This window comes from Thalassotalea nanhaiensis, from assembly GCF_031583575.1.
GTDB classification, from domain to species: Bacteria; Pseudomonadota; Gammaproteobacteria; order Enterobacterales; family Alteromonadaceae; genus Thalassotalea_A; species Thalassotalea_A nanhaiensis.
In genome coordinates this window covers 2,476,865-2,490,712 of record NZ_CP134146.1, presented here as the reverse complement: position 1 = coordinate 2,490,712, position 13,848 = coordinate 2,476,865, and the positions used below count along the sequence as shown (strand labels likewise).

16 protein-coding genes are annotated in these 13,848 nt (G+C 37.8%); 14 read left to right on the top strand and 2 right to left on the bottom strand.

All coding sequences use genetic code 11. The features are described from left to right. Positions 1-10 precede the first annotated feature (10 nt). The 5 genes from RI845_RS10945 (at position 11) to RI845_RS10925 (ending at position 4,266) form a co-directional block, all read left to right on the top strand. Positions 11-856, top strand: a complete 846-nt coding sequence (locus RI845_RS10945) for an AAA family ATPase (protein WP_348386209.1) — start codon at positions 11-13, stop codon at positions 854-856. Next, a complete protein-coding gene (locus RI845_RS10940) occupies positions 856-2,028 on the top strand; it encodes a vWA domain-containing protein (RefSeq protein ID WP_348386208.1) in 1,173 nt (390 codons plus the stop codon). Before RI845_RS10945 ends, RI845_RS10940 begins: the two co-directional genes overlap by 1 nt. A 68-nt stretch (positions 2,029-2,096) precedes the next feature. Beyond that, positions 2,097-3,341: an RDD family protein gene (locus RI845_RS10935; RefSeq protein ID WP_348386207.1), complete on the top strand. Its 1,245-nt coding sequence runs from the start codon at positions 2,097-2,099 to the stop codon at positions 3,339-3,341. A gap of 54 nt (positions 3,342-3,395) precedes the next feature. Continuing rightward, a complete protein-coding gene (locus tag RI845_RS10930) occupies positions 3,396-3,575 on the top strand; it encodes a hypothetical protein (RefSeq protein WP_348386206.1) in 180 nt (59 codons plus the stop codon). A 55-nt stretch (positions 3,576-3,630) separates the two neighbouring features. Further along, the gene (locus RI845_RS10925; protein WP_348386205.1) at positions 3,631-4,266 is read left to right on the top strand and encodes an SGNH/GDSL hydrolase family protein; all 636 of its coding nucleotides are present in this window, start codon (positions 3,631-3,633) and stop codon (positions 4,264-4,266) included. A gap of 28 nt (positions 4,267-4,294) precedes the next feature. Here RI845_RS10925 and RI845_RS10920 read toward each other — a convergent pair whose 3' ends face one another. Then, positions 4,295-4,651, bottom strand: coding sequence for a winged helix-turn-helix transcriptional regulator (locus RI845_RS10920; protein ID WP_348386204.1), 357 nt, complete (start codon positions 4,649-4,651; stop codon positions 4,295-4,297). Positions 4,652-4,794: 143 nt separating this feature from the next. Here RI845_RS10920 and RI845_RS10915 point away from each other — a divergent pair, with 143 nt between their 5' ends. The 5 genes from RI845_RS10915 to ribA all read left to right on the top strand — a co-directional run bounded on the left by RI845_RS10915 (position 4,795) and on the right by ribA (position 8,235). Next, on the top strand, positions 4,795-5,376 hold the full coding sequence (locus RI845_RS10915) for an NAD(P)H-dependent oxidoreductase (RefSeq protein WP_348386203.1): 582 nt from the start codon (positions 4,795-4,797) through the stop codon (positions 5,374-5,376). A gap of 9 nt (positions 5,377-5,385) precedes the next feature. After that, complete coding sequence (locus tag RI845_RS10910; RefSeq protein ID WP_348386202.1) at positions 5,386-5,934, top strand: peroxiredoxin-like family protein; 549 nt, start codon at positions 5,386-5,388, stop codon at positions 5,932-5,934. An 11-nt stretch (positions 5,935-5,945) separates the two neighbouring features. Further along, positions 5,946-6,311: a cupin domain-containing protein gene (locus tag RI845_RS10905; protein WP_348386201.1), complete on the top strand. Its 366-nt coding sequence runs from the start codon at positions 5,946-5,948 to the stop codon at positions 6,309-6,311. 30 nt (positions 6,312-6,341) lie between these two features. Continuing rightward, positions 6,342-7,472: a low temperature requirement protein A gene (locus RI845_RS10900; protein WP_348386200.1), complete on the top strand. Its 1,131-nt coding sequence runs from the start codon at positions 6,342-6,344 to the stop codon at positions 7,470-7,472. Positions 7,473-7,635: 163 nt separating this feature from the next. Next, positions 7,636-8,235, top strand: coding sequence for a GTP cyclohydrolase II (gene ribA / locus RI845_RS10895; RefSeq protein WP_348386199.1), 600 nt, complete (start codon positions 7,636-7,638; stop codon positions 8,233-8,235). 68 nt (positions 8,236-8,303) lie between these two features. Here ribA and RI845_RS10890 read toward each other — a convergent pair whose 3' ends face one another. Next, the gene (locus RI845_RS10890; RefSeq protein WP_348386198.1) at positions 8,304-10,619 is read right to left on the bottom strand and encodes a carbohydrate binding family 9 domain-containing protein; all 2,316 of its coding nucleotides are present in this window, start codon (positions 10,617-10,619) and stop codon (positions 8,304-8,306) included. A gap of 277 nt (positions 10,620-10,896) precedes the next feature. On the opposite strand from RI845_RS10890, the gene RI845_RS10885 reads away from it, so the two are divergent. The 4 genes from RI845_RS10885 to RI845_RS10870 all read left to right on the top strand — a co-directional run bounded on the left by RI845_RS10885 (position 10,897) and on the right by RI845_RS10870 (position 13,808). Then, the gene (locus RI845_RS10885; protein WP_348386197.1) at positions 10,897-11,604 is read left to right on the top strand and encodes a DUF599 domain-containing protein; all 708 of its coding nucleotides are present in this window, start codon (positions 10,897-10,899) and stop codon (positions 11,602-11,604) included. Continuing rightward, on the top strand, positions 11,604-11,990 hold the full coding sequence (locus tag RI845_RS10880) for a GFA family protein (RefSeq protein WP_348386196.1): 387 nt from the start codon (positions 11,604-11,606) through the stop codon (positions 11,988-11,990). Before RI845_RS10885 ends, RI845_RS10880 begins: the two co-directional genes overlap by 1 nt. A gap of 26 nt (positions 11,991-12,016) precedes the next feature. Beyond that, positions 12,017-12,532, top strand: coding sequence for a DUF2919 family protein (locus RI845_RS10875; RefSeq protein WP_348386195.1), 516 nt, complete (start codon positions 12,017-12,019; stop codon positions 12,530-12,532). A gap of 121 nt (positions 12,533-12,653) precedes the next feature. Beyond that, positions 12,654-13,808 carry a hypothetical protein gene (locus RI845_RS10870; RefSeq protein ID WP_348386194.1) on the top strand — a complete coding sequence of 385 codons (1,155 nt, stop codon included), beginning with the start codon at positions 12,654-12,656 and terminating at the stop codon, positions 13,806-13,808. The last annotated feature ends 40 nt before the right edge of the window (positions 13,809-13,848 follow it).

The following is a 13,848-nucleotide window of genomic DNA, read 5'->3' as shown; positions in this document are numbered from 1 at the left end:
CAAGGATCCCATGAGTACATTTAAAGGCACCAAAAATTACATCGCCAGCCAAGACTTACAACTTGCTGTAAACGCAGCTATTGCGCTTGAAAAACCATTATTAATTAAAGGCGAACCAGGTACAGGTAAAACTATGCTTGCAGAAGAGTTGGCAGATGCATTAGGTACCGATTTGATCCAATGGCACATAAAGTCGACTACGCGTGCACAACAAGGCTTGTATGAATACGATGCCGTTTCTCGTTTGCGTGACAGTCAACTTGGTAGCGAAGGCGTAAAAGACATCAGTAATTACATTGTTAAAGGTAAACTTTGGCAAGCATTTACTGCAGACAAACGCCCGGTATTACTTATTGATGAAATTGATAAAGCGGATATCGAATTTCCAAATGACTTACTGTTAGAGCTCGATAAAATGGAGTTTTATGTGTATGAAACTCAAGAAAAAGTTGTTGCTAAACAGCGTCCAATTGTAATTATTACTTCTAACAATGAAAAAGAACTGCCTGATGCTTTTTTACGTCGTTGTTTTTTCCATTACATTAAGTTTCCTGAAAAAGCTGAAATGCAAAGCATTGTTGATGTTCACTTTGAAGGATTAAAACAAACATTATTGGATGAGGCGTTGGCTGTATTTTTCAACTTGAGAGAAATTCCAGGATTAAAGAAAAAACCATCTACGTCAGAGCTGATAGATTGGTTAAAATTATTAGTTGCCGAAGATATTCCAACTGAAGTGTTGCATGAAACCAGTAAAAATAAATCAATCCCTCCATTACATGGTGCTCTTTTGAAGAATGAACAAGATGTGCATTTATTCGAAAAGCTAGCGTTTATGCATCGTGGTGAGCGTTAATGCTGTTAGATTTTTTTATCAAGCTACGCGAATATAGAGTGCCTTGTACACTTCGCGAGTTGCTTGATTTACTCAGTGCGATGAAAAAGCATGTGATATTTTGTTCTATCGATGACTTTTATACGTTATCACGAGTGATATTGGTTAAAGATGAAAGTCACTTTGATAAATTTGATAGAGCCTTCGCCAACTACTTTGAAGGCGTAGCAAATGTTGAGTTAGATTTATCTGGCATTCCAAAAGACTGGCTGGAAAAACGTTTTGTTAAACATTTAAGCGAAGAAGATAAAGCCAAAGTTAAAAAGTTTGGCGGCTTAGATGAGCTGATGAAAACTTTAAAAGAGCGCTTGGCTGAACAAGAAAAACGCCACCAAGGCGGTAACAAATGGATAGGCACTGGTGGTACATCAGCGTTTGGAGCCCATGGTTATCATCCCGGTGGTGTAAGAATTGGCCAAGATGGCAATCGTAATTTTAGCGCTGCTAAAGTGTGGGATAAACGAGAGTTTAAAAACTTAGACTCAAGTGTTGAGCTAGGCACACGTAACATTAAAATCGCCTTACGAAAGCTGCGCCAATTTGCTCGCACAGGGGCAGGGGAAGAGCTTGATCTGGACCACACCATAAGAGCGACGGCGAAGAATGCCGGCTATCTTGATGTAAAAATGCAACCCGAACGTCATAATGCTATAAAAGTATTAATGTTTTTTGATGTTGGTGGCTCAATGGATGATTATATTAAGGTATGTGAAGAACTGTTTTCAGCTGTTCATACTGAGTTTAAACATCTAGAATATTTCTATTTTCATAATTGTGTATACGAGCACGTTTGGCATGACAATGGCCGTCGTTACCAAGAAACACTGGATGTGTGGGATATTATTCATCGGTTTTCAAAAGATTATAAAATAATTTTCGTTGGCGACGCTACGATGGGACCTTATGAAATAGCTTATCCTGGTGGAAGTGTTGAACATTGGAATGAAGAGCCCGGTAGTGTTTGGTTAGAGCGTATTACCGCACATTTTGATAATTGTATTTGGTTAAACCCACAACCATTAAAGTATTGGAATTATTACCAATCAATAGGATTAATGAAACAACTGATGGCGAACAGAATGTATCCAATGACGATTGAAGGATTATCGGCAGGTATTAAAGAATTGTTGTAAACCGGCTCAAGTCGTAAGCTGTTTGTGATGAGCCTAAAACTAATAATAAAAACTACAAAGGAAGTTTTATGAGAAACATCTTCAAAAAAAGTAAAAAGAAATTAACCTTTGATGAAACTCAAGAAATTATCACGCCTTTTGCCTTTAAATTTAATGATGATTTGTTTGGTACGGCAATAGCAAGTCCATGGAAGCGTGGGATTGCTATTTCGGTAGATTTTTTACTTATCGCAGCATTGAGTGGGGCTGGTGGTGAGTTGTTAGCGATAGCGTTTGCAATAATGGCTTTTCGAACTGGAAGTAAACGCAGGGCAGAGCAACAAGGAAAAGTAAAAGGTCGAAAACGACGCGCAATTATGCGCTTTTTAGGCGCCATAGTTGTATTAGTTTTACTTTTAAACACTTTACCTCCATTAATGCAGTCGTTATTTGGTGACGGTACGGATGAATATAGTGAAGAGCAGTTAAAAGAATTAAAAGAAAACGGCGTTATTGCCATTGGCGATAAGAATGTTGATGTAGCTACGGCATTAAAAATGGCTGGATATGTTATCAATACCATTAAAGCAGCTGAAAAAGAGAACTGCAGTGAATTACCTTGTTGGCAAAAGGTGTTTAGTGAAGTTCCTAGCAAAGCGGTTGAGCTTGATTTAAATGCTAACCAGTCAACTGATATATTTAAAGAGGTGAGCGAATCTACTGAATTACCTCAAGTTGAACAAGCACAACTTTTAGCACACTTTGAACAACAATATATCGATTTAGTTGATAAAAAAGCAGCGTTAGCGCCCCCTTCAGATGTTAACAATATCGATGTTGCACAGCAGCCGACAGCTGAAAGTGAAGAAACTAAGCCATCTTATTATGACGAAGCCAATGCCCTTAAGGCACTGGAAGATATCGAAGACATTGAAGATATTAAAGACAAGAAATCAGAGCGACCAATTTACTCAATTATTGAGTTATTTAAGGGTATTTTCAACGATTTAGGCTTAGGTGTTGGTTGGGCCGCATTTTATTTTACCGTTTTCACCGCACGCTGGAATGGTAAAACACCAGGCAAACGCTTGATGAATATTCGCGTATTACAATTGGATGGCACACCGTTATCTTTGTGGGATAGTTTTGGCCGTTTTGGCGGTTATGCTGCAGGGCCTGCAACCGGATTGCTTGGATTCTTGCAGGTGTATTGGGATCCAAATCGACAAGCGATTCAAGATAAAATATCAGCGACCGTGGTAGTTGATGAAAAGAAAGTAGTCGCACAAGAGATCATTGATGCAGCAAGAGCAAAACATGAGCAAATGATTTAACAAACTTCTACATTTTGTCTATGCTGTTTAGTAATAACTTAAATGGAGAGAATTATGAATAAACTAATTAAACTTTGTTTGTTAGGTGTTTTTTTAACAGGTTGCGCATCTACTGAAAGTGACTCATCGTCCTCAAGCTCAGCTAAGTCAGGCAAAGCGCCAGTCGATGAATGTGCAGCTTTGGAATATCTGGCAAGGCAGCAGTGTTTATCAGATAAGATGAATGCCGGCTAAACCTTTTAACACCCAAATAGTTTGCAGGTATAACCTATTAAGGCAAAAGTATTAAATGCAAAATATATTGTGTTTCGGAGACTCTAATACATGGGGGTATATACCGGGCTCGGGTTTTCGCTACGATGAAGCAAGCAGGTGGACTACGATAGCTCAGTGTTTATTGGGCAACGAATTTTGCATTTACGAAGCGGGTTTAAACGGCCGCACCACAACGTGTGATGAGCCTGGCAGAGCATTTCGCAATGGTTCTAAAACACTTAACCTGTATTTAGAAAGCTGTAGGCCATTAGACATGGTTATCATCATGTTGGGCACAAACGACCTTAAAGCAAGTTTTGCCCAAACGATAGACCATATACGTCACGGAGCTAAAGCACTTTGTAAGCAAGCTTTGGAGTTTGATTACGCGCCATATCATACTCCACAAATCATTTTAGTTGCCCCTGCACCGTTAGTTGAAACGGCAGAGCTTGATCAAGAGTTTGCTGATATGATAGCCAATTCAAGACGTATAGCGCCGGCATATTATGAATTGAGTAAAGAGCTGAATATCAATTTTATTGATGCCGGTCGTGTCGTTAAACCATCCATTATTGACGGTGTTCACTGGGACCAGGACGGTCATAGTCATTTTGCTCAACACCTATCAGCAGTGATCAAACAATTATCGGATATTAATAACAAGTAACTCTACTACTTTGAATTAAACGACTTTGCTAAATCTTGTGGGACTGCGACCAAATTCTTAAATCATCTAAAATCCCCAGTGCCGTTTTACCAAAATCGGTTAGTTCATAAGTTACCGCAACCGGCCTGTCGCTAATAACTTTTCTTAAAACCATGCCTTCGCCTTCAAGTTCCTTTAAACGTTGGTCGACCATTTTTTTGCTGGCGCCACCAAGCATTCGGGTTAAATCATTAAAGCGAACCGGCTCATCTTTTAAGTGATAAATAATGGAGCCCTTCCATTTACCGCCAATTAAGCGCATACCTTTTTCTATTGCACAAGGTTCGGCACAAACATTTAAAACTTTTTTCCGTCCCTTACTGTCTGTTTTTATTAAGCTTTTCATAATATATCCGTAAATAAATAGTAGGTTACTAAAAGTATACTAATTGATTTATATCTTTAGGTAACTAAAATATACCACAAGTTAAGTGAATTAAGAACACTTATAAAGTCAAATGAAGTTTTGAACAGTTTTGGAGTTATTTTATGAACAACGTTTTAATTATCAATGCCCATCAGTATTACCCATTTTCAGAAGGAAAGTTAAATGCCGAGTTAGTTGAAAGAGCACAGATCATACTTGCTGGTAAAGGTTATAACACTCGAGTAGTTACAATGTCTGACGAGGTAAATGTTGAAGAGCAGTTGGCGCATCATCAATGGGCAGATATTGTCTTATTGCAATCACCAAGTAACTGGATGGGCATGCCTTGGTCATTTAAAAAGTATATGGATGAAGTATACACCGCAGGTATGGGCGGCGAGCTTTGTGTTGGTGATGGAAGAAACGAAGTACAACCTAAACAAAATTATGGTACCGGTGGTACGTTGGCTGGCAAAAAATACATGATGTCACTAACCTTCAATGCACCAGCTGAAGCGTTTAACGACGATGCTGAGTTTTTCAATGGTAAAAGTGTTGACGATTTAATGTTTCCAATGCACATGAACTTTAAGTTTTTTGGCATGCAATCAATGGATACTTTCGCGGCCTTTGATGTGATGAAGAATGCCGATGTCGAGAATGACTTTAAGCGTTTTGAAGCTCACATTAATAATAATTTTTAGGAGATTAATATGACTACAGAATTAACCTATACCAACAAGCTACATGCTGGCAGTGCTTTACCTGAAATATCAACACGCTTGTTATCGGGTGAGAGCGTTACCTTAGGTAAGCCTAATAATGGCGCTGATTGGCAACTTGTTGTTGTCTATCGAGGTCGTCATTGTCCACTATGCACAAAGTATCTAAATCAGATTGAAGGTTATAAAGATGAATTACTGGCAACGGGGGTGGATTTGATCGCTGTATCCGGTGATAGTAAAGCACAACTTGAAAGTCATTTAGAACAGCTTGATGTTAGTTTTCCTCTCGCATACGGCTTAACGGTTGAACAAATGAAAACACTAGGCTTATATATTTCAGATCCTCGTTCTGCGCAAGAAACCGATCATCCTTTTGCTGAACCAGGCCTCTTTGTTGTTAACAGTGAAGGCACAATACAAGTGATCGATATCTCGAATAACCCCTTTGTCAGACCTGAATTACAAGCCCTGGTTAATGGCTTAGGTTGGATAAGAAACCCAGACAATAACTACCCAATTCGTGGTATGCATAAATAAGGAACAGAACTATGCCCAATTTTTTTAAGTTAATGACGTTATCGCTAATGATCTTATTCGCCTTCGTTAACGTTGCTGAAGCGGCAAGTGTTCATGCTCATTTGGCTTCACCGGATAAATACGAAGTACTGCTTGAGAACGAGCAAGTGCTTGTCCTTCGTATGACGTTAAAGCCTGGTGAACAGGACAAATGGCACAAACATAATGCTGAAACTGTTTATTTTGAAGCGGGTGGTAAGGTCAAGATCACAACGCGAAAGGGGGCTAATACTTTAGACATCGCAGATGGATTTACTATGTGGCACGAAAGTTGGGAGCATCAAGTGACAAATATTGGTGATAATACGATCACTGCAATTATCGTTGAGCAAAAATAACAAAATGCGTCAATTAATTGGAGAAATTTTATGAAGGCAACGCTTTATCTGTCAAATAACCGCCATGCAACATGGCTTGAGTTATTTTTTGACTTAGTATTTGTCGCCGTAATTGGCGTAATAACTCACGACTTAGCGCACACGCATCATGGTCACATAAGTTTTGAACAGCTTGTCAGGTTTCCTTTGGTGTTTATTCCCGTTTGGTGGATTTGGATGACCCATACTTTGTTCGCGAATCGATTCGATAGTGACAGTCGCGAGCAACGGTTAGTCAGTTTAGCGATAATGGGCGTATTAGTTGTATTATCGACATTAGCCGAGACAAGTCTAACTGAAGACTTTACTTCATTTGTTGCGCTTTATAGTCTAGTTCGAATGATATTAATGCTAGGTTATCTGCATGTACATACACAAAGAGGAGAGGAAATTGTTTTTGCTAAGGATATGGCACTGTCTATTGGTATAGGGGCCTTTATTTCGGCCAGCAGTATTTTCTTTGATGGCATAACTCAATATATTGTCTTTTATCTGGGAATCTTAATCGATGTCATTTGGCAAATAGTGCTACGGAACAAAACCAGTAAGTTACCTGTTGATAGAGTGCACTTAATTGAACGCCTTGGCTTATTAGCGATCATAATATTAGGTGAGTCGATGATTGCTATGGTTGGTTCTTTGTCAGATGTTAGTTGGCAACTGAATTCGGTTATTGGTGCTGTGGCAGGTTTCGCCCTCATTGGCGCTATTTGGTGGGTATATTTTGACAGCTTTCATATTCTAGAAAAAGCTAAACGCCTTAAAACCGCAAATGCGGTTATATACAGTCACCTGCTACTTTGTATGGGGTTGCTTATTTTAGCCAACCTTATACGCCATGCTATATTAGAGGATTTAGATCTGTACACATTTAGCTTGTTGGCTATCACTGGCTTGGTATTTTTCTATTTAGGTAAGCAAATACCTTATTGGTATGCATTTCCTCCTTGGCGAAAAGCTATTTTAGGTAACACGATTATTTGTGTCTTGGTAACAGTTGCAAGCACTATGTTGCCAACTATTCAAATGTCTCTTGTAGGCATGATGGTAGCAATATTGATCTATGTGTATTTAACACACAAGCGAATTCTTAGAGTACCTGTTGACCAATATATTGATTAATGTGGATAATAGCAGGCGTTAAAACACACCCTTTATTGACTGAAGCTATATTTTTACTGGGTATTTTTCATTTCAGGTTTATTAAATGCTTGAAATTGTAAATTTTGCCCTAACTATATAGCTATCATTTATAACGTTCATCGTTGCTAAACAAGTTGTAGACATGGCCCAAGTACGTACAAGAATTTCTTTAAAAGTTGGCTCAAACAGCCACATTCCAGCAGAAATGATTTCATTTAACCAGCTTGCTTCTGATAAAGAGCATGTAGCCTTGGTATTTGAACAGGCTGATCAGTCTCAACAAGTACCATTAGTTAGAATTCATTCTGAATGTTTAACCGGTGATGTATTTCACTCTTCCCGATGCGATTGTGGTGAGCAGCTTGATGAAGCGATTAATCAAATGGCAACAGAAGGGGGAGTTATTCTTTACCTTCGCCAAGAGGGGCGTGGTATTGGTTTATATAATAAAATTGATGCATATAAGCTTCAATCAGAAGGTATGAATACTTATCAAGCCAATAATCACTTGGGCTTTGGTGATGATCTTAGAGACTTTACTGAAGCAGGACAAATGCTAGAAGCATTAAAGATCAGTCGATTAAAGCTAATGACTAATAACCCTAAAAAAGTAAAAGCCTTGACTGACTATGGGTTAATCGTTGAGCAAGAAATCAATACATCGACTCATATCAAAGACGGTAACGAAGATTACTTAAAAGCAAAAGTAGTCAATGCCGGTCATAAGTTAACGCTGAAATAGCGATTATCATCTAAAGATAATATATTTGGTCTCAATATTTGAGACCAATTAAATTCTCTCTTCTACAACTACATCCAAGCGTAACTAAGCTTTAAAAATGCAGTACGTTGATTCTGTTTTATTTCTTTCTTTTCACCGATTAATTCATTATCGATTGAGTTATCTGAATAACCCAAGAAGAATACCGTTTGTGGGTTTAACTTGTACGAATAAAGGAGTTGCGTGGACAAGTTATCATGGTAATCCGAGTCAATGATAATTTCTGGGTTATTGTTAGGGTTGTAATCAGTTGCGTTATAAACCATGGTTAAACGCAAAAAGCTATTCACATTAAATGCGTAAGTTAATCTTAAATCAGTAATGTTTTCTCGATAAACAAAATCACCGTCGGCTTCTAATTCAGCATATACATGCATCAATTCCAGCTCTAAATGAGTCGTCATATTCCAGGTAACGTTTGGAGCAAATTCAATTAACTCACCTTTGCGATCATTTGTATAATCAATTGAATCACCAATGCGGCTTGAAAAACCAAACATTAGGTCCGCTCTTGGCTGAACACTCATATACAGGTCAAGATAATCCAGCTCAAACAAAGTGGTGTTATTATCAATTGCTGTTTGATTGGTGTCATAACGAAGGCCTACTTGTTCTTCGTGTGAATAGATAACATCAAACACAGATTGCCATGGTCCCCAAAGGGTATAGCTGAAAGATGTACGTTCATTAATTAAATCGCCATCATCATTATGACTGGTTTGAAATTCACCGCCAAAAATCATTTCAGACCAAAGCGTGTCATCAAAATACATTGTTCTATTAACTGTTGTGGTAAATTCGTTATAGTCTACTTGCGGTAGGTAACCTAAGTCGGCTCTAAAGTCTTCGCCTATGGCTTTATATTTCGTTCTTACCCCCCAGTATTCACTGCTGTGTTCAAACTCCAGGTGAAATGCTTGATCAGTAAAACCACCTTGGTTTTTGCCAATCATTGATGATAAATAACACTCATCCTGACCGCCTGAATTGGGGCACCATTTATCATAAAGTGCTATTGGGTATTCTGTATCAGATGTGAGTACTTGCGCGATAAGCGTATTACTTACTGACATTTTGTATTTTACATCAATAGCATTTACATAGTTATGGTAATCATCAGCACTTCGTAATGTTGATGTTAAGCCAAAGGATAAATCTTCATTTACATCATAACGATAGCGTAGGGCGCCAGAGTAGCTTTCTTCGTTAATTTCATCGGGCAACGAATATAAATTACCGGGTATAATTAGGTTGGTATAGTTATCTTTAGTCATGAAAAAACCAAAGGTTTGTTTACCCAGTTTACCGGTAATTTTAGCGCCGTAATCTGGGTCAGTGATATTTCTGGTATAGACTAAATTTAGTGGGCTTGAAAAGTACTCAGAATTATCTAAAAAGAATGTTCTTTTTTCATCAAAAAACAATGCCGATGTTTTATTTACTGATAATTGACCTGCATCGGCCTCTACATTGGAAAAGTCGGGGTTAATGGTGGCATTTAACATTACATCTGGGGTAATCCCCCAACGTACATTTAAACCTACCTCGGCATCGTTTTCAGATTGCCAATCTTCATCATTGTATACGTCACGTTCTTCATCGACTTTAGCAACAACAGAAGGGGTAACTAACAGGTTTTCACCTATTTTAGCTTGTTCAAACCCTTGCATTTCAGCCATTTGACAGGTCCAACAAGAATTATCTCGATCTAAAGGAATGTTTGAAATACGTAATACTTTATCTCTTGGGTAAAGTCTGATTAATTCGATGCCCCAGGTTTTTATATCACTACTTTCTTCAAAGTTAAGTTCACGATAAGGAATGGCAAACTCTACTTGATAGCCATCACTGGTAACTTTGCCGCCAGCATCCCAAATACCATCCCAAAGGTTGCTATTGTTCGAAGTCATTTCGTTTTCTATACCGTCATTTTGAACTCCGTAAGGGTTAACGAAAAACTTATAGGCAAGACGATGGTTGTTAAATGGATCTAACTTTATGCCAACAATATCATCAGAAAATGCGTCATCGCGGTCGCGGATAAAGGCTTGAATATTTTCAGGATTAGGATCTTGGGCTTTAAACGCAAAGTAAATGTGGGTGCCGTCTTCAAATATATAGGCATCGGTTTTTACGGGGCTCGGCGTGTTTTCATAAGGGTAGTTGACGATGTTAACTTCAACGTGCTCAGCTTGTTGCCATACAGATTCATCCAGCTCACCATCAAACGTGATGTCAGCTTTAATGTGTGGAATGTTAATTGGCTCAGCAATAGACGGAAAAGCAATACTGCAAAATAGCACTAGCGGGGCTAATACTTTTGCGCTCTCCCAAGGCAAAATCATGACTACATCCTATGTTTGCTTATTTTTATTATTGTTAATACAGAAAATTATTATCTTTTGACTCTGTATTGTTAACTCTTTTAACAATCTTTTTATAGCGTATTTAATGACTTACTGTCAATGATATTAAGCTATTAGCGCTAAATTAACATTTAATGTAAATAGCGTTGTAATCGAATTATTTTTTAGCAATTTAGGCATTATTTTATGGATAATATAAATTGAATAGGCATAATAAAATTATATTGTTATCTGCCTCACATAATTTGGATACATTTTGTCATTAACCTTAGTTGATTTTATTGCATTAGCGATATTTTTTAGTTGCTGGATTGGTTATACCCAATTTGCCCGTATTAAAGCTAAAAATACCGCTTGTTTATCAAGAGTTTTGCATCAGCATAGAATTCTTTGGATGCGACAAATTCTTGATAATGATGTACGTGTTTCACATGCCGCATTACTGTCAAATCTAGAGCGTCACGTGGCCTTTTTTGCATCAACCACCTTACTGATTTTAGCGGGTGTGTTAACGCTGTTTACGCAAGTAGATAATGTGAATGAGGTATTATCATCAATACCAATCGCAACCGAGCGCAATCATGTAGCAATACAAGTTAAACTGAGTTTGCTGGGTATGATCTTTGTCATGGCATTTTTTCAATTTACCTGGTCAATGCGACAATATGGATTTTTAAACATAATGATAGGAGCTGCACCTGTTGCTGAAAAAACGACTAACCCAGCGTTGCTCGATTACGCAAAACAAATGGGGGTAGTACAAGATCAAGCAGGGCATGCTTATAATTATGGTTTACGTTCATACTATTTTTCCCTAGCTGCGCTAAGTTGGTTTTTCCACCCCTTACTGTTTATTACTTCCAGCCTTGCCGTTGTCTATGTGTTATTTTACCGTGAGTTTAAATCAAGGGCATTAAAGGCGATAAAACTTGGCATTCAAGACTTGGGCTCTGAGGATACATGATGAAAAAATTACAAGGTGGTTGTCATTGTAAAAAGGTTCGCTTTGAAGTTGAAGTCGAAGAAGTACCTTATATAACAAACTGTAATTGCTCAATGTGTGCGATGACCGGTTTTATTCATTTGATTGTGCCAAGTAATAACTTTAATCTGTTAACAAATGAAGATGAATTAAGTTGCTATCAATTTAATAGTAAAGTTGCACAGCATTTCTTTTGTAAAACCTGCGGCATAAAGTCATTTTATATACCGCGGTCAAACCCAGATGGTTATAGCGTAAATGCTAAGTGTTTAGACACCAAAGATTGGCAGCAATGGCCTGTGGAAGATTTTGATGGTCAAAATTGGGAAGACAATGCCGCAACGCTTTCACACTTGTCCAAAAGTTAACGTAATAATCAGAAGTAGATCCAGTTGTGCATCCATTAGCAAAATATTCCATTAATGACTTTGACAAACATAATTGTCTAAAACTCTCTTTCATCTTTTATTTTATCTTAGTTTTCTTATTGAGAGGCTATGTTGTCGGTATATTGTCATTAAGTAATTTACGCGACAAACTAAGTTTAATTCAGTGGGTTTACTCAGATTCAAGCTTGTTTTATTTAAGCTTAGCCACAGGTATTCCAGGACTTTTGTTGTTAATTGTTGTTTTCTCTCGAAAGCCAAATGCCAGTAACTGGGTGGAAAAATTATGGTGTAATTTCTTAGTATTAAGCACCATCGCTGTGTGTATTGATTTAAGTTTTTATTGGGGGCAACGAGTGCTGTTTGGTATGGGGAAATTGGATTGGTTAATAGCACAAACAGTTGTTGGCATAGGTTTGCTGATACTTGCCAAGAAGAGTAAACGCGTAAAAATTAACCTAGCTGAATTCCCCCAAGAAATCGACGATACTCCAAGAAGAACTCGACCAGATCAAGCTAAGTAGCCATTCAAGCCTGTACACGGCGCCTGATAAGAGTTTTGACATAATATTGAATATATAAGACCAGTATGTGATGGTTAATTTTGCCATCATCAAGTCGCTTTTTTCCCATTTAGTGAGTTCTATGTCTTCATATCTAATGCGCGTTATTCTTATTCCATCATCGGTTTTCTTGTCTGTGATGTTTGGTGGAGCATTTGGCTCTGGTCAAGAGGTTGTGCAATTTATGTCTGGCCACGGTCCATACGGTGGCATTGTCTCGATGATCACCATTGGCCTAGTTTATGCCATTTGTTTATTTCTATGTTTTGAATTTGCTCGAAAGTTTAAAGCATATGACTACCGAAGCTTTTTCAAGGTTTTATTAAATAAAGGTTGGTTTTGTTACGAAATTTTAATCATGTTGGGTTTAGTTGTTGCGCTTGCCATTTGTGCTACTGCAGCAGGAACTATAGCTAAGGACCATTTTGGTTATGAGACAATCTATGGCAGCGCAGCATTGCTAATGATTGTGGTCGTACTAAATTATTTGGGCCGAAAATATGTTGAAAGCTCGATGATTTATTCAGTTGTTGCTCTGGCTATTATCCTGATATATCTATTTTTCGATGTCATGTTAGATGACAACTATCGAAACATTATAGTGACTAAATTTGCTGAAGATACGTTGACCCAGCAAACATTTCTAGATTCTGTATTTACCGGATTAAAATACGGCTTCTCAAATTCCGGCTTTATCCCTTTGGTAATTTATTGTGCCATTCAGTTGAAAACACGCAAAGAGGCATTTATCGCTGCGTGTATTGCGGGCTATGTAGCAATTTCGCCGGCAATTTCTTTTCATACCATTTTTATGATCGGTTATCCTGAAATCGTAGGTCAGGAATTACCAAGTTACTGGATATTAGAGAAAATTGAATCTGCACTATTTATAGATCTTTATGTAAGTGTTGTATTTATTATGATCGCCCAAACCGGGGTTGGCTTATTACAAGGCTTTGTAGAGCGTATTGACAGCTACAATGTTGAAAAACGTGGTAAAAAATTGTCAAGCTTTGGTCATGCACTTGTTTCAACCGTGCTCTTTTTTGCCAGCATTTGGCTTGCAAGCATCGGGTTAATGAATTTAGTTGCTAAAGGCTATACATTTTTCTCTGCATCCTTTTTCATCTTCTTTTTTATTCCATTATTCAGCTATGGTGTTTATCTGATATTTTTAAAAAAAACTCAGGTAAGTGAACAGCTTGTATTAGATAAAACCCAGACTGAATTATTATAACGGTTGCTTTAATTTCACTTTATAGGCTAGTATTTAACTA